We start from the raw sequence: 21,552 nt of genomic DNA, 5'->3' as shown, positions 1-21,552 counted from the left end.
GCCCTTCACTATTTTAAAAATCCGTTATGAATTCATCGAACCGTCGAAATTTTCTGAAAAACGTATCCATGGGAAGCCTGGCTGCTATCAGTATTCCCCATATCGTGTCTGCTGCGGTGTCTGCTGACAAAAGCAAAAAAGTGACACTGAAGAAAGAAGGCGTAATCCTCTTCCAGGGCGATTCCATCACCGACGTGGGACGTAAGCGCGATGCCATGGACGCCAATAACGGCGCGGCGCTGGGTGGCGGTTATCCGCATCTCGCCGCGGCCCATCTGCTGTTGAAACGGCCGGGCGACAACCTCAAATTCTACAATAAAGGGATCAGCGGCAACAAGGTATTCCAGCTGGCCGACCGCTGGGAGGCAGACTGCCTGCAACTGAAGCCGGACGTGCTCAGCATCCTGGTGGGGGTGAATGATTTCTGGCATACCCTGAACGGTAATTACAACGGCACTTCCAAAGTGTACCGCGATGATTACGATAAGCTGTTGAACCGCACTAAACAGGCTTTGCCGGATGTGCAGCTCATCATTGGGGAGCCTTATGCAGTAAAAGGGGTGAAAGCTGTAGACGACAAATGGTATCCTACCTTTAATGAATACCGCACAGCTGCCAGGGAGCTGGCAGATAAGTACAAAGCTGTTTTTATTCCATACCAGGCCATCTATGACAAAGCTATTCAGGCGGCGCCAGCGGCCTACTGGACACCGGACGGTGTACATCCCAGCGTGGCCGGTGCTCAGCTTATGGCGGAAGCCTGGCTGCAATGCGTTAAATAAGACCTCATTCGCAGGCGGAGCAGCTCCCGTTCCGCCTGCATAAACTCCCTGTTTTTTCAATTAAGTGTTTCTACTGAAACCCCGGCAGGCCCACTATTGTAGGTTTGCATCATCATAAATAAACACTTAGTCATGAAAAAATGGTTCCCCAAAACAGGGATGGTACTCTGTACCATGGCAGGTATGCTGTTGTTTACCCAATGCAAAAAAGACAAACAGGACAACCCCAAAGATCCTTCCTTTAAAGAATTCCTCATCGGCAAAAAATGGCAAATGTCCGCCTATACCGCTAATCCGGGTATGGACGATGGTGAAGGCCATGTCATCACAGATGTCTACGCGATGCTGCCCACTTGTATCACAGACGATTTCACGGAGTATTTTGCCAACGGCACCGGCGCTGAAGATGAAGGTCCCACCAAATGTTCTGGTGGCAACCCGCAGCGGCGGACGTTTAATTGGAGCTTCAAAGATGACGGTACCCTGGAAGGCAGGGGAGATGATGATTTTATGGGCACCTACCGCGCGGAAAAAATCAGCAACACCAGTTATAAGGTAACCGGCACCGGACATTTTAAGGATGATCCGACCCAGCGCACCATCGTACTGACGTTCAAAGCGATTTAAGCTGAGAGGATAAAAAATATTTCAGTGGTGATTAGATGGCGGGATAGTCTTCTTTAGAAGGCTATCCCTTTTATTTGCGAAGAAGGTTTATTACATTTGTCTACACCCGAAATTCCCGTTATGAAACCGTTTATTATCTTCATGCTCATGCTTGCACCATCTGCCATGACACAGGCCCAACACAAAGAAACAATTCATTTATGGCCCGGCGCGGTACCTGGCGAAACAGCCGCACGCCATGCTGCTGTGCCTACTTCCGACACCAGTCGCGGCGTTGTTCGCCTGACCGATGTGACTGATCCCACATTGGAAGTATATCCTGCCAATCCTGCCCATGCTAAAAATATAGGCGTGATAATATGCCCGGGCGGCGGTTACAACATTCTGGCGATCAATCTGGAGGGATATGAGATTGCTGCATGGCTCAATCAGCTGGGCTATACCGCCTTTGTGTTACAATACCGGGTACCCAAAAAAGAGGCGGGGGCGCTGCAGGATGCCCAACGTGCTATGCGCATAGTACGCAGTCGCGCGAAAGAGTGGAAACTGGACCCTGAAAAAATAGGGATGATGGGCTTTTCAGCCGGTGCCAGTCTGACGGCCAGAACATCTACGCAGTATAACGTTAAAACCTATACGCCGGTAGATAAAGCAGATTCGCTTTCTGCCCGGCCTGCCTTTGGCATGCTGATCTATCCCGCTTATCTCGACCACGGAGAAGGGCGTAAACTGACACCGGAGCTGACGATTGATAAACGAACACCTCCCATGTTTCTTTTTGCTACTGCCGATGATACCTATGGCAACAGTGCGCTCGTGATGGCGGGGGCGCTGCGGGATGCCGGTGTTCCGGCGGAACTGCATTTTTATGCCAAAGGCGGCCATGGTTACGGTCTCCGCCCGGGCAACAGCGCCGCGGAAGTATGGCCCGCGCTGGCAGCCAAATGGATGCAGCACGTTAGTATCCCATAATCCTGTAAATCTCTTCCCGGATTATATAAAACTTCCCGCGATATAATCGGCAATTTTACAACAATTAAAACACACAGTTGTAATACTTAAAACCGGATATCGCTATGGAAAAGCACCAACACATGCATATGCACATGGACCACGATCATCATGATCGGGAGCCGGAGGCCAATGCCCACGCCGGCCACGTCCATGAACATACGGACCATCACCACGACCATTCCCGACATACACAAGATACCGGTCATGCTAATCATGCCGGCCACGGCGGGCACGCCGGGCATGATCATCATGCGATGATCCGCGATTTCCGTCAACGGTTTTATGTGGTATTGGTACTCACCATACCCGTCATGTTGTTGTCAAAAATGATCCAGCACTGGATGGGACTGAATATCAGTTTCCCCGGTGATAACTATATCTTATGTGGCCTGTCTGCCGTGATTTTCTTTTATGGCGGATGGCCTTTTCTCTCCGGCTGGTGGTCGGAGATGCGGATGCGTAACCCTGGCATGATGACGCTCATCGGCTTTGCTATCACGGTAGCTTTTGTATATAGCGTAGCGACGTTGTTTGGTTTGCAGGGCATGGATTTTTTCTGGGAGCTGGCCACCCTGATCCTGATCATGTTACTGGGACACTGGATTGAAATGAAATCTGTTGCCGGCGCTTCGCGCGAACTGGAGCTGCTGGTGCAACTCATGCCGGCGGAGGCGCACCTGGTAGAAGGCGGTAATATCCGGGAGGTGAAGACTGATAGCCTGCAACCAGGCGATATCGTGCTGATAAAACCCGGCGAAAAAGTAGCTGCTGACGGCACCGTAACAGAAGGCAACAGTTACCTGAACGAATCTATGTTGACCGGTGAATCCAAACCGGTGAAAAAAAGTACAGGCGACAGGGTTATAGCCGGATCTATCAATGGTAATCAGGCATTGCATGTGAAAGTATCCCATAACGCAGCGTCTTCCTATCTGTCGCAGGTGATCAAACTGGTCAACGACGCGCAACAGGCCAAATCCAATACGCAGCTGCTGGCGGACAAGGCTGCCCGCTGGCTGACCATCATCGCTATCGTGGCAGGTATCGCCACCTTTGCCTACTGGCGTATTGATGGACAATCCATCTCTTTTGCGATGGAACGTATGGTGACGGTAATTGTTATCTGCTGTCCCCATGCGCTGGGTCTGGCCGTACCGTTAGTGGTGGCCCGTTCTACCACCGTGGCGGCTAAAAACGGACTGCTGATCAAAAACAGAACGGCCTTCGAAAACGCCCGGAAAATTACTACGCTGGTATTCGATAAAACAGGAACACTCACCGTGGGTAAATTCCAGGTAGTGCAGCTGGAAACACTGGATAACCGCTTCAGTAAACAGGAGATACTGACACTGGCGGCCGCTGTGGAGCAACAGTCGGAGCATCCTATTGCCACCGGCATCGTAGACAAGGCACGTGCGGAAGGATTGCAGATACCTGCTGCCAGCGATATGCAGGCGATGGCGGGGAAAGGTATCAGCGCAACCGTTAATGGAAAAAAAGTGCAGGTGGTAAGCCCGGCGTATGCGAAGGAACAGTTTCCGCAGCAGGCAGCAGTGGAGCAATCTGATACCGGCACGTTGTCTTTCGTTATCGTCGATGGTCAGCCGGCAGGCTACATCGTACTGGCAGACGAAATCAGACCGGAATCATTGCCCGCTATTCAGGCCCTGAAAAAAGAACATATTGCCAGCGTGCTGCTCACCGGCGACAATAAAAAAGTAGCTGCCGCTGTAGCGCAGCAGCTCCAGCTGGATAACTATATCGCGGAAGTGCTGCCGCATCAGAAACTGGAAGCGATCAAAAAGTTGCAGGAAAGTGGCCAGTATGTGGCCATGACTGGTGACGGCATCAACGATGCACCGGCGCTGGCGCAGGCGGATATCGGCATCGCGATCGGCTCCGGTTCTGATATCGCCGCGGAAACCGCGGGCATCGTGCTGGTCAACAGCAACCCGCAGGACATCGTCAGCCTGGTCCGTTTTGGTAAAGCTACCTATCGTAAAATGATCCAGAACCTGGCCTGGGCTACCGGCTATAACGTGATCACCATGCCGCTGGCTGCGGGAGTGCTCTATCATTGGGGCATACTATTAAGCCCCGCTGCCGGTGCGGCACTGATGACAGTGAGTACCGTCATAGTAGCTATCAACGCCAGATTGCTGAAATTATAACGTTTCATTATTAGCATTTCCAGTAAATAATTCTATAAATTTGGCGGAGATGTTTCTAAAAACCTGTTAACATGGGAATATTTGATAAACTCCGGAATGAATTTATTGACATTATTGAGTGGACCGACCCGTCCGCTGACACCATTGTATGGAAGTTTCCCCGCTACCAGAATGAAATAAAAATGAACGCCAAACTGACGGTGAGAGAATCGCAGGTGGCTGTTTTTATGAACGAAGGTAAAATAGCGGATGTTTTTCAGCCCGGCATGTATACACTGACAACACAGAACATGCCTATTCTGACCACATTACAGGGATGGAAGTACGGGTTTAACAGCCCCTTTAAGGCAGATGTGTTTTTCATCAGCATGCGGCAGTTCACCAACCAGAAATGGGGTACCAAAAACCCGGTGATGCTGCGCGATGCCGAGTTTGGCCCGCTGCGCCTGCGCGCCTTTGGCAGCTATGCTTTCCGCGTGAAAGATGCAGCGCAGTTCCTGAAAGAGATCGCGGCCACCAATCCTGAATATACGGTTGACGGCATCAACGAGCAACTGCGCAACCTCGCCGTTTCCCGCGGTATGGACGCTATTGCGGAAGCTAAAATCCCGGTGCTCGACCTGGCGGCGAAATATGATGAAGTATCGCAGCTGATCACCGACAAAATACGGCCGGAGTTCAATGAACTGGGCCTCGAACTCACGAAGTTCCTGATTGAAAATATCTCTCTGCCACCTGAAGTGGAAGAAGCGCTGGACAAACGCAGCAGTATGGGTATAGTGGGCAACCTCGGCGCCTATGCACAGTTCCAGGCAGCCAACGCCATGGAAAAAGCAGCAGAAAATCCGTCTGGCGGCGGACTGGCAGCAGCTGGTCTGGGTGCCGGTATGGGCGCTGCCATGATGGGCCAGGTGGGAAATGTGTTCCAGAACAACCAGGTGAATCAACAGCCTGCGGCAGGCGGTCCGGGCGTACCTCCGCCATTGCCGGGAACAGAACCTTTCTTTGTCGCTGTTGATGGTAAACAGGCCGGTCCCTACAATATGGACCAGCTGCGTCAGCTGGCAGCTTCCGGCGGACTGCAACACCAGACGCTCGTATGGAAAACAGGAATGGCTGCCTGGGCAGCTGCATCTGCCGTACCTGAACTGGCGCCTGTATTAGCCACCATCCCGCCACCATTACCCTAAATCAATTATTAAATTACGAATGACGAATGACGAATGGTGCGCTGTTTTATGAAACGGTTATTAAGTAGCCTCTCTATAATGAAGCCCTCCATTCGTCATTCGTCATTCGTAATTCGCAATTTGTATTCCTATGTCTTTTGAGGAAAAAACCAAAGAAACGGTATCCTCGCTGAAATGCCAGAACTGCGGTGCTATACTGCATTACGCCCCCGGCACCAACAGCCTGAAATGTGAGTATTGTGGTACCGTTAATACCATTGAAGAAGAAGCGACACCACAGGGCATCCATGCCTTTGATTACGATGCTTTCATCACAGACCTGCAACGTCATACGGAAGACACCGAGCAGGCGGTCGTTGTGAAATGTACCAGTTGTGGTGCCTCTACCACCATGTTGCCCAACGTGACGGCGGATTCGTGTCCCTTCTGCGCATCACCGCTGGTAGTGCAGCAGGGAGCCACCACCGCTATTCTCCAGCCGCATTATGTATTGCCTTTTGTCGTGGACGACAAACAAGCGGGTAAGTTTTTCCAGCAATGGATGGGCAAGCTCTGGTTTGCGCCCTCGGACCTGGTGAAGAAAGTAAAAGATACTTCCTATCATCAACTGAAAGGCATCTATATACCCCACTGGAGTTATGATACAGACACCGTGACTTCGTATAGGGGGCAGCGTGGTGAATACTACTATACCACAGAAACCTATACAGAAGAAGTCAACGGCAGAACTGAAACCCGTACCCGTCAGGTACGGCATACAGCCTGGTATAATACTTCAGGAGTGGTAGACAACTCCTTCCGTGATGTACTGGTATCGGCGAGCCCTTCGCTGCCCCGTAAAATGGCGGAAATACTGGAGCCCTGGCACCTGGACCAGCTCAAAGCCTATGACGGCCGCTATCTGAGCGGCTTCCGGGCGGAGCTGTATCAGACCGATGCTGAACAGGGCCTCGCTATTGCCAAAAAGAGAATGGACCCCGTTATCCGGGATGAAATATGCGGCGATATCGGTGGGGATGAACAAATGATCGACAGCTATAACGTCAACTATAACCAACTCGGATTAAAGTACATCCTGCTGCCGGTTTGGTTGAGCGCTTACCGTTATAACAACAAGCTGTATCATTTTGTCGTCAACGCCAGTACAGGCGAAGTCACAGGAGACAGGCCTTACAGTTGGACGAAGATCGTCGGATTGATCGTTCTTATCATCGCTGTGATATATGTGCTGTATGTGTGCTTCGCACAGGCTCAATAAAAATTGTTGACTGCCGGAAAAAACTTCCGGCAGTTTTGTTTTACATACTGGGGAAAAGCCTCTACAATAAGGCGTGCCCGGCCGTTTGCCCCTAAAGATCTCCTCCTTTTTAGCTGGCTGCTATGCTACTTCTTCACTGATGTGTTTGCCTGAAATTTTTTGTCAACCCTTTTGTGGCTATACCGTTTTACACCCAATAAATGTCTATGGCTATGAAAAAGATTACATTTTTTGCTGCAGCATGGCTGGGCATCGGGATGTTGTCATTTTGCGGTAATAATACAAAGAATGGTCCCCAACATACAACGCCGGCAGATTCCGCGGAAGCCATCAATAAAACAGATAAAACAGTCGACTCCCTGTCTGCCAGTTTCGCGGTAAACGTTATGGATGATGGTATGATGGAAGTGGCACTGGGCAAACTGGCATTGGAAAAAGCGACAGACCCGCGAGTGAAAGCGTTTGCCACCATGTCGGTGAATGACAGGACCAGAATCAATGATGAGCTGAAAGCCATTGCGGAGAAGCGGAAGATTGCACTCCCGTCTGATATATCTGCAGCGGCAAAGAAATTTATTGACAAATTGAGCAGGAAAAGCGGGAAGTTTTTTGAAAAGGAATACATCGCTGAAATGGAGGACAACCACGAACGGGACGTGAAGGATTTTGACAATGCTGCCAATAACCTGGAGAGTATTAGTTTGCGGGAATGGGCCAGAAAAACGCTGCCAACAGTGATGACGCACCTGGATTCTGCCAGAGCAATTAAGGACGCGCAATAATTCGCGCAGTGGATACTATGAAGGCCTTGTACTTCAGGTGTCTTTTCATACATACGTTCACGTATAGAAAAGACACCTGTTGCCACTTTTTACATACTGGGGAAAAGCCTCTACGGCAAAGCATTCGCGGCCGCCCGACCCTGTAGGTGGTCTCTTCCGTGTAAGTCGGCGACCCTGCTGTATGAATGATACCATGCGTTTGCATGGTATTTTTTTTGACAACAAATGCTATGAAACCCATTATAAACCCAATAAAATTCTGAGATTATGAAAAAGATAAGCTTATTGGCTACGGCCGTGCTGGGAGCGTGGATGTTGTCATCGTGCAACAACAATCCCAATCCCCAAAGCGAGAAGCCGGTAGATTCTGCGCAGGATATCAATGAAACGGCAAAACCGGTAGACAATAATTCTTCTGAGTTTGCCGTAAAAGCAGCCAACGGCGGTATGATGGAGGTACAAATGGGTAAACTGGCACAGGAGAAAGCCATGAACCCAAGAGTGAAAGCTTTTGCCACCATGATGGTCAATGATCACTCCAAAGCGAATGACGAACTGAAAGAACTGGCCGGTAAAAAGAACATAGCCTTGCCTGCTGAACTTTCTACTGAAACCAAAGATCATATCGATAAACTCAGTAAGAAAAGCGGAAAGGACTTTGATAAAGATTACATGGACATGATGGTAGATGACCATGATAAAGACGTGAAAGAATTTGATCACGCTGCCAACAACCTACAGGACGCTGAATTGAAGTCATGGGCCAGCAAAACATTGCCCACACTGAGAACGCACCAGGATTCAGCGAAAGCGATTAAATCCTCCCTTAAATAAATCACTGATAACGAGAACGAATTTGAGTACCCATGGTGGCGCTCAAATTCGTTATTTGTCATGTCAGAGCAGATCGTTGTATTCCGGGTGCCGTTTCATATAGGCATGTACGTAAGGGCAGAGGGGCTTTACCTTTAAATGATTCTCCCTGGCATAATCCAGTACATACTTGGCCATTTGAGAAGCAATGCCTTTGCCTTCCAGCTCTGGCGGCACTTCCGTATGGATGTAAGCGATGCCGCCGGGAAACAGTTTGTATACAATAAAAGCGGTATGTCCGTCTACCGTTGTTTCAAACTGGTGTTTTTCGGTGTTTTGTTGAATGGTAAGTTCCATAGTTATTGATTGTCTTTGTATCCGATGGTGATGTGGGTGCCGTCGCAGTACGGCATATTGGAGGAGCTGCCACAGCGGCACATAGCTGTTACCATGTGAAAAGGCGTTTCTTCTCCGGCGGCGTTTTTTACCACGACGTTGCCGTAAATCAGCCGTGGACCGTTGGGCACTATTTCGGCCAGGCTGGTCGCGGAGATTTCTGCCGCCTCCTCTGCTTTATCATTCAGATAAAAGGTCAGTGCGCCGGAAGGACATTTTTTCACCTGCTGCACAATCCTGTCGGTAGTGCTGCCATCGGCGTTGATCCACGGTTTGGCTTGTGGGTCGAATACTTCGGGGAGGCCATGGAAGCATATTTCAGAGTGTTTGCACACTTCCGGTTTCCAGACGATGGTGACTTCGCCGTTGCTGTATTTTTTGGTAATGTCTTTCATATCAATCTTCTTTAGTATTGATAATAACGGGGTTGGTAAGCAATTTATGAATGGGGCAGGCATGGGCTATTTCCATGAGCCTTTTTCTTTGTGCTTCGTCCAGATTACCGGTGATGCGTACCAGGCATTCGATCACAGTGGTGGTCGGGTTGGGCTTGGCCGCACTGTCGAACCGGAGGTCGATATCTATTTTCTCTACGGGCCATTTTTTTCTCGCCGCGTACATCGTCAGTGTAATGGCGGTGCAGGAACCAAGGCTGCTCAGCAGCAGTTCACCGGGATTAGGTCCGGTGTCTCCACCGTTGATATCTGTTGGCTCATCTGCCAGCCAGCGGTGATCGCGGGCTGAAATAGAGACCTGATACGGTATTCCTTCGATACTTACTTTTACTTCTTCATCCATGATGTGGTACTTACGAGAAATTTTCTTTCACCCAGCCGGCGGCCAGGTCAATATCCTGTTGTGTTAAATTATGTCCTGTGTTGATATCATAGCTGCTTACGCGGAAGCCGTTGGCGGTTAGCAGCGTAGCATAGGCGGCTGTGGCCGCCGGGTCTACGGTGCCATCCGTTTTGCCGGAACTCATGAAAACGGGCTGTTGCCGGGTGGTTTCAAACGGGTCTTCGATGCCATGCAGCGGCTGCATAGGCCTGAAGAGCACAGCGCCTGCCAGTAGCTCGGGATACAGCATCAGTACGGCGCCGGCGATATTGGCGCCGTTGGAGTAACCGGCGGCTACCAGCTTCTGCAGATCGAATCCTTCTTTGGCAGAGAGTTCTTTCAGGAAGTGCACCATTTCATGCGTCCTGAAATGTACGTCTGGTTCGTCGAACACGCCCATGCCCAGCCGGCGGAAGAACCGGGGCATGCCGTGCTCCTGTACATTGCCGCGCAGACTCAGTATATGAAAGTCTTTTACCAGCTCCGGGGCTAACGGCAACATATCCTGTTCGTCGCCACCAGTGCCGTGCAGCAACAACAACGTGTAAGCGTCTTTGTTAGCTGCCGGCTGGTATATATATTTCATGGGTTTAAAATCCATCTTAATCCAGTTTTATCAGTTTCTGTTCTATCTCTGCCCGCTGCGGTTCGTACTGTGGGGGCAACATCAGATGTGTGCCCAGCTGGTCCACCGGCTCGTCCACGGTAAAGCCGGGGGTGTCTGTGGCCAGTTCAAACAATACGCCTCCGGGTTCACGGAAATACACGGAACGGAAGTATTTGCGGTCCAGCTGCTGCGTGGCATGAAGGCCCCGTGCTTCTATTTTTTCACGGAAATGTTCCTGCATGGCATCATCTTTCATCCGGAAAGCGATGTGGTGTATGCTGCCGCCAGCCACGTGTCCGCGCTGTTCGCCCTTGGCTTCTACCAGATCAATATAATTGGCGGTATCACCGGCAGGGCTTTTAAAACGGTAACGGTTGGCGTGATTTTTTTCGAGCTGATAACCAAAAGCAGATACCAGCAGGTCAGCCGTAGGCTGAATATCGTCAAGGGTCAATGTTACATGGTGGAACCCCCGCAAGGCATTATCTGCACTGATATCGGTCGTCTCCCAGGGCTCACGGTCATCGGTCTTTTCGGGAACGGTCAACTCCACTTTTAAGCCATCAGGGTCCAGGAAGGTGAGGTAGATCTCACCGAACTTCGCGGAAGGTTTGTTATAGATAATATTGGCGGCGTCCAGTCGCTTTTGCCAGAAATCGAGACTGCCTTCAGGAACGGAATAGCCTATTTCGGTGGCCATATGCGTGCCTCTGCGGCCGGTCATGATATCCTGCCAGGGAAAGAAAGTCAGGATGGTACCGGGAGTACCGGTTTTATCGCCATAATAAAAATGGTAGGTATGCGGGTCGTCAAAATTCACGGTCTTTTTTACAAACCGCAATCCCATTGTCTTCGTATAAAAATCAAAGTTCTTCTTAGCATTACCGGCAATAGCGGTAATATGATGCAGTCCTGTTATTGCTTGGTCCATACCTTTTTCATTTTGTTATTTTGACATTTGGTTATTTAGATGTTCGAGGGGCTGTTTTACCACAGTGTTTATTTAGAGTTTTTGACTGTTATACAGTCAGACTAAATATCAAAATATCTAAATAACCAAATGCCAAAATGATTATTGTTGTTTCAACAGTTGTACTTCACACTGTATTTTCACTTCATCACTCACCATCACGCCACCAGCTTCGGTTGTAGCATTCCAGGTCAGGCCAAAGTCCTTACGGTTGATTTTACCATGGATGGTGAAACCGGCTTTGGTATTACCCCACGGATCTGCTACCACACCACCGAATTCAACGTCCAGTTTGATGTTTTTGGTAACGTCGCGGATGGTCAGATCGCCATACAGCGTATAGGAACCATCGTTATCTACGCTTTCCGTTTTAGTGGCCTTGAAGGTGATGTTACGGAATTTGTTCACGTCAAAGAAGTCCGGAGAGCGCAGGTGCTCATCGCGCTGTGTATTGGCAGTAGTGATAGAGTCTACGTCTACCGTGGCGGTGGCATGAGCGGCGAGGAAATTATCCCCGTCGGTTTCCGCTTCCACATGAAAGCTGTTGAACCGTCCGGTAACATTGGTGATCATCAGGTGTCTGATCTTAAAAGTAAGTTCGCTGTGTGCGGCGTCGGAGACCCATTTTTGTTTTGCCATAGAACAAGGTGTTTTATTTTTTGATGAATATGATGATGTTGTTTGTTAATACAAATGTCAGTTAATGCACTGTGGACAAAAATGGATTAAATAAATATAACGATGCACTTTTTTACTGAATTTCTTAAGATAGGACAATAAATCAGGTTTTATTCATGGTTAGTTTATGTGTGATTTTTTTTAAATACTATAAACATTATGCATGAAAAATTGTTTAAGTGCGTTGATACTCAGGAAAATCCGGATGAAATGATATCTTATGAGACATCTCCTGTTATTAACACTCTTCCTGCCTTCGATGTTTGCCCATAGTCAGGAGAAAGGACAACAGCTGACTTTAAAAGATTGTTATGAACTGGCCCGGCAGCGCAATGCGCTGGTAAAACAGGCCGAACGTTCCCTGCAGGCGAGGGAATATTCCCTGCAGGCCGAGAACCGTGCCTGGTTCCCTAAGGTAGACCTGCTGGCCGGTTACAACTATCTCGGGAAACCGCTTGAAATCAATCTGCAACAGGTAAAAGACGGCGTGGTGAACGGATCTGCAGCACAGAGCGTCAACACGGCCAACACGGTTTTTCAGCAGATCACCGGGCAACCTTTGCCCCAAAATGTGCAAGACGTCATCTCTAATGCTACAAAAGGACTGATCAACGCTTTTTATCCCAACTATAACCCGCAACTGGCGAAACAGTCCTATTTCGTGGCCGGTATCGGGGTGAGGCAACCGATCTATCTCGGCGGAAAGATATCCGCGGCGCAAGACCTCGCCCGGTCGCAGGTAACAGCCGGACAATTCAATAAACAGGTGGTCGAGAAAGGACTATATTTTCTGATCAGCGCCCAGTACCTGCGTATTATGTATCTCAATACCATCCTGGCCCATGAAGCGGTGATCGTAGATGCTTTCCGTAAAAACAAAGACTACGCCGTGTCGCTGAAAGATAATCAGATATTGCCGCCCTATCTGCTCAACTGGGCCAGCGTATCCTATACGCAGGCAGCGAACCGGTACAGCAACCTCGAACTGGAAAAAGAAAACGCCCTGCTGGAAATGAACCAGCTGTTGGGCCGCCCCATCGACACGCTCATCGTGATCAGCGATACCCTGCGGTACACACAGGCGGCGGTCAGCGCAGGAGAGGAGAACAGCTTTTGGCGCAACAATGCGTCTTACAGATTGCTGGAAAGTAAGACAGACCTGGCCAAAGTAGCGGTGAAGGCTACACGCTCCCTGTCGCTGCCTAATTTGTTCGCCATTGGCAACGTGTCGTTATATCAGAAAGACCTGCCGGTGACGGTGCCTCCCTGGCTGATAGGCGTGGAGCTGCAATGGACTTTGTTCGACGGCTTTCAGCGTAACAAACGCACCAAAGCCAGTAAACTACTGGTAGAAGAAGCGGCCATGGCGGCGGAAAACACAAAAACCTCCCTCGAACTGCAACTGCGTATAGCCTCCAATAAAGTAAAAGCGCTGCAACACGACGTGGCGTCGCTGGACAGTGCGCGGCAACAGGCACATCTGACCACCACGCTGGTGACCGACCGCATGGAGAATCAGCTGTCCTCTGTGAAAGATGTGAATGATGCTTTGTTATTGGAAGAAGAGATGCATAAAGTATACTACACCGCCGTGCTGGGATACTATCTCGCTTTGGCTGAATACTGGAATATAATAGGCACACCGGAGTATTTCGCAACATACGTTAACAACTAAACGGTTATATACATGAGAGCCGTATTCAAAAACTACTGGGCACTGCTGATACCCATCGTGGTACTGATCATTGCGCTGATTTTTTTTCTGAAGAAGCCGGCTGCTGCCGATAATACAGTCATCGGTATGGTGGACGCCGACTATGTGGACGTGGCGGCCGAATTCCCCGGCCGGCTGGACAGCCTGCTGGTACAACAGGGCGATACGGTCAAAAAAGGACAGCTGCTGGGCGTGTTGCGGTCTACAGAAATCAATGCTATCCGTAATCAGGCATTGGCGGCTATTGAAGCCGCGCAGAGCCAGTTGCAGCTGCTGGAAAAAGGCGCCCGCCCGGAAGCCATCAAGGCGGCTGACAATCTCTATAACATCACGCAGGAACAGTATAAGCTGATGCAGAAAACCTATCAGCGCATGGAAAACCTCTTCAACGATGAAGTGATATCCGGACAGGAAAAAGACCTTGTGTATTTTAAACTACAGGCGGCCAAAAAAGAAATGGAGACGGCCAAACTGAACATGGACATGCTGAAACAGGGCACCCGCCCCGAGATGTTGCAGGCGGCTTCGGCCATCCTCAAACAGGCACAGGAAGGTTACAATCTTACCAAAGCGTTATCTGATAATACTTATATCCATGCTCCGTCAGACGGCATCATCTCTTCCATGGTCATCGAAGAAGGAGAGATCGTCTCTATCGGGTACCCGTTGATCACCCTGCAAAAGCCCAATACGTACCATGTGCGGTTCAATATCCGGCAGGACGATATGAACAAACTGCCGGTTGGTACCAAAGCCAGACTGGACGTTCCCGGCTGCAGCCCGGAAAAGTTTGAAGCGGTGGTATATAAAGTAGCGCCATCGCTCACTTTCGCTAACTGGATACCGGTAAAGGAAAAAGGTAAGTTTGAACTGCGCACCTTTACCGTAGACCTTAAACCCGTTAACCCGTCCGACGTGCAGGGATTGCGCCCCGGCATGACGGCCTCGCTGAACATGCCATGATACGTTCCATACTAAAAGTCGCTCTGAGGGAATGGAAACGCATCCTGACGTTTCCGGTGTATTACATGGCCATGCTGGTGTTGCCACCGGTATTGTGTTTGTTGTATGCCGGTATTTATAATAAACATTTTGCGGAAGACCTGCCGGTGGCCATCTGGGATGAAGCCCATTCACCACTGTCACGGCAGTTTACTTTCATGCTGGAACAAACGGAAAGCATCCACATTACACAACAGGTGCAAAGCGAAGGAGAGCTACAGGCCATGCTGCACAAGGGCATCGTGATGGGCGCTATTCACTTCCCCCGCCGCATGGATGAACAGATCAAAAGCCGGCAGCCTGTTTATATTACGATCTATACCAATGTATCTTACCTGGTCCCCGCCAAACTGCTATACAAGGACGCTGCACAGGTGCTGTTGACCGCCGCCGCAGGGGTGCAATTACAAAAGCTCATGAAAACGGGCATGCCTGCGGGAAAGGCCATGGCACTGGTAATGCCGGTACAGCTACAGTCGTTTACGTTATATAATCCGCGGTACGACTACCAGCAGTACCTGGTCCCAGGCGTTATTGCGGTGGCCATGCAGATGATGATGATCATGGTGGTGGCGCTGGCCCTGAACTACGAACACAAGACCCACTCACTGGGAGAGCTATACGAAGTGAGTAATGGCTCTGCCTCCAATGCTATTGTGGGGAAATCACTGGCCTACCTCAGTGTAGCCTGGGTGGATTATATCATGATCACGCTGGTCATCTACCCGTTGTTTGCGTCAGGGGAGCAGCTGTTCAGCTGGGGACTGTTTACCATCTTCACCTTGTTGATGCTGGCATGCATCAGTGTGGGCATGATGGTGTCTGCTATCTTCAAAGACCTGTTACTGGCGTGCGACGTGGGCATCTTTTATACTTCGCCGGCTTTTGTGTTCAGCGGTTTTACCTTCCCACGGTGGGGCATGCCCTGGTATGATCAGTATTATGCGATGATCATGCCGCTGACGCCTTTTGTGGACGCTTTTTTTAAGGTGTATTTTATGGACCTGCCGCTGCGTTATGTGCGGCTGGAAATGGCGCATATGCTGTTGTTTGCCGTAATAGGCCTGCCGGTGGCCATTATCCTTTTTCAGCGTAGCCTGCAACCCTCAACTTTGCAACATGCCTGAGCGCATACATAACATAGCACAACTGTTTCTGCGGGAAATAAAGCTGGTGGCCGGCAATCATAGCCTGCTGCTCACGTTGCTGCTGGCGCCGTTGTTCTATGTTTTCTTTTACGGTACCATCTATAGTTATAAGGTAGAGGAAAAAGTAGTGCTGGCGGTAGCTGACGATGACCGGAGCGAGATGTCGCGCATGTTTGTGGAGCAAATGAACAATATGCAGGTAGTGGCCGTGATGCGGACCTTGTCTCTGGAAGAGGCACAGGAGCGGATGTACAGGGGAGAGGCGCAGGGCTATTTTTACATCCCCAAAGGTATGCAGGCCAAAGTGCTGTCCCTGCAACAGGCCGATGTGGTCCTTGCCGTGAATGGCGCGCGTTTTCTGCCTTCCAGTGAGCTGACCGGGGCTATTACACAACTGGGGCTGACCATCGGCGCCGGTGTGCGGTTGCAATACCAGGAAAAGATGGGGCTCAATTCCACCATGGCTTTGCAGGAGGCGATGCCGGTCAATATCGACTACCGGCCGCTGTATAATCCGCAGGCCAGCTATGGCGGTTTTCTGCTGCCGGTGCTGCTGGTACTTATCCTGCAACAGACATTGCTGCTGGGACTTTCCGGCAGCATCGCGCTGGAAAGGGAGAACCTAGAAGTTGGCCGGTTGGTGAAAATGGGCGGGGGACTATCGGGTATGCTGTATGGCAAGGCTGCCTTTTATCTGTTGCTGTATCTGGCTTATGCCGCATTTTTTATGACGGTCAACTATCAGGTGTTGCATCTGCCCTTCCGGGGCAGCTACAGGGACCTGGCGGTGCTGCTGTTCCTCTTTATTTTTACGCTGATACCGATGGCCGTATGGATAGGCACGCTGTTTAAGAGTCAGCTGCTCGCGGCACAGTTGATGGCGTTCTCTACATATCCGTTTTTTCTTATATGCGGCTATGCCTGGCCTTTTGAGTCGATGCCGCCGGCGTTGCAGGGTTTGTCGTCTCTGCTGCCGCTAACGCCCTTCGTAAAGGTATATACGTCGATCGTACAGACCGGCGGCACCCTCCGGGACCATGCCGGATCGGTGGTCCATCTCGTGCTGCTGTGGGTGTTTTATCTTTTGCTCGCATTATGGGGATTAAAACGATTGAACAAAAAGCAACAACCTTTATCTTTGTAAGGTGTACGCAATTGTCGATATAGAAACAACCGGTGGCCATGCCAGTGCCAACGGTATTACCGAGATAGCCATCTACCTGTTTGATGGCCGGGAGATCACACAGCATTACCAGACCCTGGTTAATCCTGGAGTGCCCATCCCTTATTACATAGAGTCCCTGACCGGTATCACCAACAGTATGGTGGCTGAAGCTCCTCCGTTTGAAGCGGTGGCGCCGATGATATATGAGCTGTTGCACGATAAAATCTTCGTGGCGCACAACGTTAATTTTGATTATTCGTTTGTGAAGCACCACCTGGCTGCCGCCGGGCTGGACCTCCAGTGTAAGAAGCTCTGTACCGTGAGGCTGGGACGGAAGATTTTTCCCGGACTGCCTTCCTATAGTCTCGGCAACCTCTGCCGGCATCTGGAGATCCCGATCCATGGCCGGCATCGGGCAGGCGGGGATGCAGAAGCCACCACGAAACTCTTCTCCCTGCTGCTACAGCATGATACAGACAAAGCTATTGCCGGTGCGCTTAAAGCGGGCTCCAAAGAGCAGTTCCTGCCACCGAACCTACAACCGGAGGTGGTGAAATTACTGCCGGAGGTGCCGGGGGTATATTATTTTCATGATGTAAAAGGGAAAGTGGTATATGTAGGCAAGGCCAAGGACCTGAAAAAGCGTGTCAACAGCCACTTTACCGGTCACAGTGCCAGCCGTCAGCGACAGAACTTTTTACGTACCGTATATAATATCACCTATCAGGAAACGGCCACCGATCTGATGGCCTGCATCCTGGAGTCGGTAGAGATCAAGCGGCTATGGCCAGCTTTTAACGCGGCCCAGAAGCGCGTGGAGTTCCGTTATGGGTTTTATCTTTTTGAAGACCAGGAAGGTTATCTGCGCCTGGCTATCGAGAAAAAGCGCAAGTTCAGCCATCCGGTGCACGCCTTTAACCTGTTGATTGACGGGCATCGCCTCCTCAGGGCGTTGATCCGGCAGTTTGAGCTGTGCCCCAAATTGTGTTTCCTGCAAAAGAGCGGGGGCACCTGTGCCGGCAAAACAGCAGCTACCTGTCACGGCGCCTGTGAGAAAGAAGAAGCGCCGGAAGTATACAACCAACGCGTAAAAGCGGCGATTGCCTTCCTGCAGGAACAGCAGCCCTCCGTCGTGATCATGGATAAAGGGCGTAACAGTGAAGAACAAAGCTGTATCCTCATGGAGAAGGGCCGTTTCTATGGAATGGGGTATGTGCCCGTTCATCTGCAAACAACGGATGCCGAACAATTAAGGCCGCATCTGACGCAGTATCCCGAGAATGAAATCATCATCAGTTTATTGAGGCCATATGCCGGTAACGGGCAACAGTTAGCCGCTTCCCCAAAATGATGATCGAAAAAAAATTGAAATCATGCGATTCGTGGTTTACTTTTGCACGCAAATCACCGATAATTCATTTTTAATTTCATAATTCATGTTAGAATCAAATTTCAAATTCCCGGGTCAGACCGCCTTCTACAAAGGGAAAGTACGTGATGTATACACCATCGGGGACAAGCTCATGGTAATGGCAGTAAGCGATCGTATCTCTGCGTTCGATGTGGTGTTGCCCCGCCCTATTCCTTACAAGGGACAGGTACTGAACCAGGTGGCTGCCATCATGCTGGAAGCTACCAAAGATATCGTGCCTAACTGGGTGAAATCTACCCCGCTGCCTAACGTAACCATAGGTTTGAAATGCGAAACGTTCCCGGTGGAAATGGTGGTGCGCGGTAACCTTACCGGCCACGCCTGGAGAACTTACAAAACTGGTCAGCGTGTACTCTGCGGCGTTACTATGCCGGAAGGGCTGAAAGAAAATGATTTCTTCCCACAGCCTATCATTACGCCTACTACCAAAGCACACGAAGGTCATGATGAAGATATTTCCCGCGAGGAAATCATCGCTCAGGGACTGGTGAGCAAAGAAGACTACGAACAACTGGAGAAATATACCCTCGCCCTGTTTGAGAGAGGTAAAGAAATGGCAGCAGAACGCGGCCTGATCCTCGTAGATACTAAATATGAATTCGGTAAAATCGGCGATACCATCTATGTGATCGACGAAATCCACACACCGGACTCTTCCCGTTATTTCTACGCAGAAGGTTACGAAGAAAACCAGAAAGCCGGCAAACAGCAGAAACAACTGAGCAAGGAGTTTGTGCGTGAGTGGCTGATGGAAAACGGCTTCCAGGGTAAAGACGGTCAACAGGTGCCTGAAATGACCGATGCTTTCATCAACAGCGTGAGCGAGCGTTATATCGAGCTGTTTGAAAACATCACCGGCCGCAAATTCGTAAAAGAAGATGTAGCACCGGAAGCAGCAGAAGCGAAAATCGTGGAAGCACTGAAACAACTGTAATCAATTACGGATTACGAATTAAGGGGTTTCTTGTAGCCCGGTTAATTAGTAGCCGCATTATAAATTAAGGGCTTTCTTATAGCACGGTTATTTAATAGCCGCTCTGTAAGGAAGCCCTTAATTCGTAATTCATAATCCGTAATTCGTAATTGAATGCTATTTTTGTATCAAAACTTTCCGATTGAAACATCTAGCTGCGCTTAATAAATATTTCATGGCCAACAAATGGCGCCTGATCCTTGGGCTGTTATTTACGGCTATATCGATTGTCTTCAGTGTTTTTCAGCCCATCATGGTCCGGCAGATCTTTGACCTGCTGTCACATAATCTGGACGAATACCGCCTGTTAAGTGATACCAGTCTGAAGAGCGCATTCCGGTCCGACTTCTCCCGTATCCTAGCCTTTTATGGTGTAAGCATTTTGATCTTTGCGTTGTTGAGCGGCTTTTTCCTTTTCCTTCAGCGGCAAACGCTCATCGTGATGAGCCGGCATATTGAATACGACCTGAAGAACGAGATTTACCAGCACTATCAGAAGCTGGACCTCAACTTCTTTAAGATGCACCGCACCGGTGACCTGATGAGCCGCATCACGGAAGACGTTTCCCGTGTACGCATGTACGTTGGTCCCGCCATCATGTATGCATCCCGCACGTTGTTCCTGATCGTCATCATCGTTTACCTGATGCTGGAGGTAAACCCCTTGCTGACGCTGTATACTTTGTCACCACTGCCTTTTCTGGCATTGACTATTTACTATGTCAATAAAATCATTCATCGTAAAAGTGAAAGGATACAGGCTGAGTTGTCTAACATTACGTCTATCGCGCAGGAGTCTTACTCCGGTATCAGGGTGATCAAATCCTACGTGCAGGAAGACGCCAGCGGACGGCATTTTGAAAATGCAAGTGAAGCATACAAACTCAGCTCTATCAGTCTGGCTAAAACCGACGCGTTGTTTCAGCCCATCATGGCGCTGATGATCGGGCTAAGTGTGATACTTACTATTTTCATTGGTGGTTATCAGGTAATAGAGGGAAATATCACGGTGGGTAACCTTGCGGAGTTTGTTATCTATGTGAACATGCTGATGTTCCCGTTCCTGTCCATCGGCCTGGTGGCAACGATGGTGCAGCGTGCGGCAGCCTCACAGCAACGGATAAACGAATTTTTGAAAATCCAACCTGAAATAAAAGACGAGCCCACTGCGCATACAGTGCAGCTGGAAGGAGGCGTACGATTTGATGGTGTAACATTTACTTATCCTCATACCGGTATTACAGCGCTGAAAGATATCAACCTGCACATCGCACCGGGCCAGAAGGTGGCCGTCATTGGCCGCACCGGTTCAGGCAAGAGTACGCTGGCGCAACTGCTGATACGCATGTACGACCCGCAGAAAGGCCGTGTGATGCTGGATACGCATGATGTCCGTCATATGCATCTGGAGCAGCTGCGTGGCCAGATCAGCTATGTGCCGCAGGATGTGTTCCTTTTCTCCGATTCCATCGCCAACAATATCCGCTTCGGTGATCCTGCGGCCAATTTGCAGGCGGTGCAGCAGGCCGCCCGGCAGGCTTCGGTGGAGAAAGACATCCTTGGGTTTAACGAAGGATTTGATACCGAAATAGGGGAGCGGGGCGTTACGCTCAGCGGTGGGCAGAAACAACGTATATCCATTGCCAGGGCGCTGATCAAGAACCCGGATATCATGATTTTTGATGATTGTCTCTCTGCCGTAGACGCCCGTACGGAAAAGGAAATCATTGGCAACCTGTACGCCTACCTGAAAAACAAAACAGCGATCATCATTACCCATAGGATCTTCTCCCTGTTTGCGTTTGACAAGATCATCGTGTTGGATGAAGGCGCCATTGTGGAAGAAGGGACACATGAGGAATTATTATCATTGAATGGTTACTATGCTGAACTGTACGCAAGACAGCAATCCGGCGACGAAGAAAGTGTAACTGAATAACAATCACGCTCTTGTATAGTCTCTGCCACGGCCTGTTACAGCGGAGTTTTATGA

21 protein-coding genes are annotated in these 21,552 nt (G+C 49.8%); 15 read left to right on the top strand and 6 right to left on the bottom strand.

Annotated features, from left to right (window positions below; all coding sequences use genetic code 11):
* Positions 1-26 precede the first annotated feature (26 nt).
* The 8 genes from ICL55_RS07300 to ICL55_RS07265 all read left to right on the top strand — a co-directional run bounded on the left by ICL55_RS07300 (position 27) and on the right by ICL55_RS07265 (position 8,658).
* Positions 27-782: an SGNH/GDSL hydrolase family protein gene (locus tag ICL55_RS07300; protein WP_188095428.1), complete on the top strand. Its 756-nt coding sequence runs from the start codon at positions 27-29 to the stop codon at positions 780-782.
* A gap of 132 nt (positions 783-914) precedes the next feature.
* Entirely contained in the window at positions 915-1,409 is a 495-nt protein-coding gene (locus tag ICL55_RS07295; RefSeq protein WP_188095426.1) for a hypothetical protein, read from the top strand.
* Between the two features lie 120 nt (positions 1,410-1,529).
* The gene (locus ICL55_RS07290; RefSeq protein ID WP_188095424.1) at positions 1,530-2,381 is read left to right on the top strand and encodes an alpha/beta hydrolase; all 852 of its coding nucleotides are present in this window, start codon (positions 1,530-1,532) and stop codon (positions 2,379-2,381) included.
* A 104-nt stretch (positions 2,382-2,485) separates the two neighbouring features.
* The gene (locus tag ICL55_RS07285; RefSeq protein ID WP_188095421.1) at positions 2,486-4,594 is read left to right on the top strand and encodes a copper-translocating P-type ATPase; all 2,109 of its coding nucleotides are present in this window, start codon (positions 2,486-2,488) and stop codon (positions 4,592-4,594) included.
* A 71-nt stretch (positions 4,595-4,665) separates the two neighbouring features.
* The gene (locus ICL55_RS07280) at positions 4,666-5,784 is read left to right on the top strand and encodes an SPFH domain-containing protein (RefSeq protein ID WP_188095420.1); all 1,119 of its coding nucleotides are present in this window, start codon (positions 4,666-4,668) and stop codon (positions 5,782-5,784) included.
* A gap of 130 nt (positions 5,785-5,914) precedes the next feature.
* Positions 5,915-7,042, top strand: coding sequence for a TFIIB-type zinc ribbon-containing protein (locus ICL55_RS07275; protein WP_188095417.1), 1,128 nt, complete (start codon positions 5,915-5,917; stop codon positions 7,040-7,042).
* A gap of 212 nt (positions 7,043-7,254) precedes the next feature.
* Complete coding sequence (locus ICL55_RS07270) at positions 7,255-7,824, top strand: DUF4142 domain-containing protein (RefSeq protein ID WP_188095415.1); 570 nt, start codon at positions 7,255-7,257, stop codon at positions 7,822-7,824.
* 267 nt (positions 7,825-8,091) lie between these two features.
* Positions 8,092-8,658, top strand: a complete 567-nt coding sequence (locus ICL55_RS07265; RefSeq protein ID WP_188095413.1) for a DUF4142 domain-containing protein — start codon at positions 8,092-8,094, stop codon at positions 8,656-8,658.
* 63 nt (positions 8,659-8,721) lie between these two features.
* On the opposite strand, the gene ICL55_RS07260 is transcribed toward ICL55_RS07265, so the two are convergent.
* The 6 genes from ICL55_RS07260 to ICL55_RS07235 all read right to left on the bottom strand — a co-directional run bounded on the left by ICL55_RS07260 (position 8,722) and on the right by ICL55_RS07235 (position 12,086).
* A complete protein-coding gene (locus tag ICL55_RS07260; protein ID WP_169226347.1) occupies positions 8,722-8,994 on the bottom strand; it encodes a GNAT family N-acetyltransferase in 273 nt (90 codons plus the stop codon).
* Between the two features lie 2 nt (positions 8,995-8,996).
* Positions 8,997-9,428 carry a (4Fe-4S)-binding protein gene (locus tag ICL55_RS07255; protein ID WP_188095411.1) on the bottom strand — a complete coding sequence of 144 codons (432 nt, stop codon included), beginning with the start codon at positions 9,426-9,428 and terminating at the stop codon, positions 8,997-8,999.
* Between the two features lies 1 nt (position 9,429).
* Entirely contained in the window at positions 9,430-9,831 is a 402-nt protein-coding gene (locus tag ICL55_RS07250; protein WP_188095409.1) for an OsmC family protein, read from the bottom strand.
* 10 nt (positions 9,832-9,841) lie between these two features.
* On the bottom strand, positions 9,842-10,456 hold the full coding sequence (locus tag ICL55_RS07245) for an alpha/beta hydrolase (RefSeq protein WP_188095407.1): 615 nt from the start codon (positions 10,454-10,456) through the stop codon (positions 9,842-9,844).
* A gap of 16 nt (positions 10,457-10,472) precedes the next feature.
* Positions 10,473-11,408: a ring-cleaving dioxygenase gene (locus ICL55_RS07240; RefSeq protein ID WP_188095405.1), complete on the bottom strand. Its 936-nt coding sequence runs from the start codon at positions 11,406-11,408 to the stop codon at positions 10,473-10,475.
* Positions 11,409-11,549: 141 nt separating this feature from the next.
* Entirely contained in the window at positions 11,550-12,086 is a 537-nt protein-coding gene (locus tag ICL55_RS07235) for a YceI family protein (RefSeq protein ID WP_188095402.1), read from the bottom strand.
* 259 nt (positions 12,087-12,345) lie between these two features.
* On the opposite strand from ICL55_RS07235, the gene ICL55_RS07230 reads away from it, so the two are divergent.
* The 7 genes from ICL55_RS07230 to ICL55_RS07200 all read left to right on the top strand — a co-directional run bounded on the left by ICL55_RS07230 (position 12,346) and on the right by ICL55_RS07200 (position 21,498).
* Positions 12,346-13,800, top strand: a complete 1,455-nt coding sequence (locus ICL55_RS07230; protein ID WP_223151347.1) for a TolC family protein — start codon at positions 12,346-12,348, stop codon at positions 13,798-13,800.
* A gap of 12 nt (positions 13,801-13,812) precedes the next feature.
* Entirely contained in the window at positions 13,813-14,802 is a 990-nt protein-coding gene (locus ICL55_RS07225; RefSeq protein ID WP_188095400.1) for an HlyD family secretion protein, read from the top strand.
* A complete protein-coding gene (locus ICL55_RS07220; RefSeq protein WP_188095398.1) occupies positions 14,799-15,968 on the top strand; it encodes an ABC transporter permease in 1,170 nt (389 codons plus the stop codon). The genes ICL55_RS07225 and ICL55_RS07220 overlap by 4 nt, the downstream gene beginning before the upstream one ends.
* A complete protein-coding gene (locus tag ICL55_RS07215; RefSeq protein ID WP_188095396.1) occupies positions 15,961-17,133 on the top strand; it encodes an ABC transporter permease in 1,173 nt (390 codons plus the stop codon). The genes ICL55_RS07220 and ICL55_RS07215 overlap by 8 nt, the downstream gene beginning before the upstream one ends.
* A 1-nt stretch (position 17,134) precedes the next feature.
* On the top strand, positions 17,135-18,505 hold the full coding sequence (locus tag ICL55_RS07210) for an exonuclease domain-containing protein (protein ID WP_188095394.1): 1,371 nt from the start codon (positions 17,135-17,137) through the stop codon (positions 18,503-18,505).
* An 85-nt stretch (positions 18,506-18,590) separates the two neighbouring features.
* A complete protein-coding gene (locus ICL55_RS07205; RefSeq protein ID WP_188095392.1) occupies positions 18,591-19,520 on the top strand; it encodes a phosphoribosylaminoimidazolesuccinocarboxamide synthase in 930 nt (309 codons plus the stop codon).
* A 181-nt stretch (positions 19,521-19,701) separates the two neighbouring features.
* Positions 19,702-21,498, top strand: coding sequence for an ABC transporter ATP-binding protein (locus tag ICL55_RS07200; RefSeq protein ID WP_188095390.1), 1,797 nt, complete (start codon positions 19,702-19,704; stop codon positions 21,496-21,498).
* Positions 21,499-21,552 lie beyond the last annotated feature (54 nt).

Source organism: Chitinophaga varians, from assembly GCF_014529945.1.
Lineage (GTDB): Bacteria > Bacteroidota > Bacteroidia > Chitinophagales > Chitinophagaceae > Chitinophaga > Chitinophaga varians.
Note: the sequence above shows the minus strand (reverse complement) of the source record. Positions and strands in the feature narration are given on the sequence as shown.

What these genes read in the sequence shown, in the direction of transcription:
- ICL55_RS07300 (WP_188095428.1), top strand. Translation starts at nt 27, where the DNA reads ATGAATTCATCGAACCGTCGAAATTTTCTGAAAAACGTATCCATGGGA.
- ICL55_RS07295 (WP_188095426.1), top strand. Translation starts at nt 915, where the DNA reads ATGAAAAAATGGTTCCCCAAAACAGGGATGGTACTCTGTACCATGGCA.
- ICL55_RS07290 (WP_188095424.1), top strand. Translation starts at nt 1,530, where the DNA reads ATGAAACCGTTTATTATCTTCATGCTCATGCTTGCACCATCTGCCATG.
- ICL55_RS07285 (WP_188095421.1), top strand. Translation starts at nt 2,486, where the DNA reads ATGGAAAAGCACCAACACATGCATATGCACATGGACCACGATCATCAT.
- ICL55_RS07280 (WP_188095420.1), top strand. Translation starts at nt 4,666, where the DNA reads ATGGGAATATTTGATAAACTCCGGAATGAATTTATTGACATTATTGAG.
- ICL55_RS07275 (WP_188095417.1), top strand. Translation starts at nt 5,915, where the DNA reads ATGTCTTTTGAGGAAAAAACCAAAGAAACGGTATCCTCGCTGAAATGC.
- ICL55_RS07270 (WP_188095415.1), top strand. Translation starts at nt 7,255, where the DNA reads ATGAAAAAGATTACATTTTTTGCTGCAGCATGGCTGGGCATCGGGATG.
- ICL55_RS07265 (WP_188095413.1), top strand. Translation starts at nt 8,092, where the DNA reads ATGAAAAAGATAAGCTTATTGGCTACGGCCGTGCTGGGAGCGTGGATG.
- ICL55_RS07260 (WP_169226347.1), bottom strand. Translation starts at nt 8,994, where the DNA reads ATGGAACTTACCATTCAACAAAACACCGAAAAACACCAGTTTGAAACA.
- ICL55_RS07255 (WP_188095411.1), bottom strand. Translation starts at nt 9,428, where the DNA reads ATGAAAGACATTACCAAAAAATACAGCAACGGCGAAGTCACCATCGTC.
- ICL55_RS07250 (WP_188095409.1), bottom strand. Translation starts at nt 9,831, where the DNA reads ATGGATGAAGAAGTAAAAGTAAGTATCGAAGGAATACCGTATCAGGTC.
- ICL55_RS07245 (WP_188095407.1), bottom strand. Translation starts at nt 10,456, where the DNA reads ATGAAATATATATACCAGCCGGCAGCTAACAAAGACGCTTACACGTTG.
- ICL55_RS07240 (WP_188095405.1), bottom strand. Translation starts at nt 11,408, where the DNA reads ATGGACCAAGCAATAACAGGACTGCATCATATTACCGCTATTGCCGGT.
- ICL55_RS07235 (WP_188095402.1), bottom strand. Translation starts at nt 12,086, where the DNA reads ATGGCAAAACAAAAATGGGTCTCCGACGCCGCACACAGCGAACTTACT.
- ICL55_RS07230 (WP_223151347.1), top strand. Translation starts at nt 12,346, where the DNA reads ATGAGACATCTCCTGTTATTAACACTCTTCCTGCCTTCGATGTTTGCC.
- ICL55_RS07225 (WP_188095400.1), top strand. Translation starts at nt 13,813, where the DNA reads ATGAGAGCCGTATTCAAAAACTACTGGGCACTGCTGATACCCATCGTG.
- ICL55_RS07220 (WP_188095398.1), top strand. Translation starts at nt 14,799, where the DNA reads ATGATACGTTCCATACTAAAAGTCGCTCTGAGGGAATGGAAACGCATC.
- ICL55_RS07215 (WP_188095396.1), top strand. Translation starts at nt 15,961, where the DNA reads ATGCCTGAGCGCATACATAACATAGCACAACTGTTTCTGCGGGAAATA.
- ICL55_RS07205 (WP_188095392.1), top strand. Translation starts at nt 18,591, where the DNA reads ATGTTAGAATCAAATTTCAAATTCCCGGGTCAGACCGCCTTCTACAAA.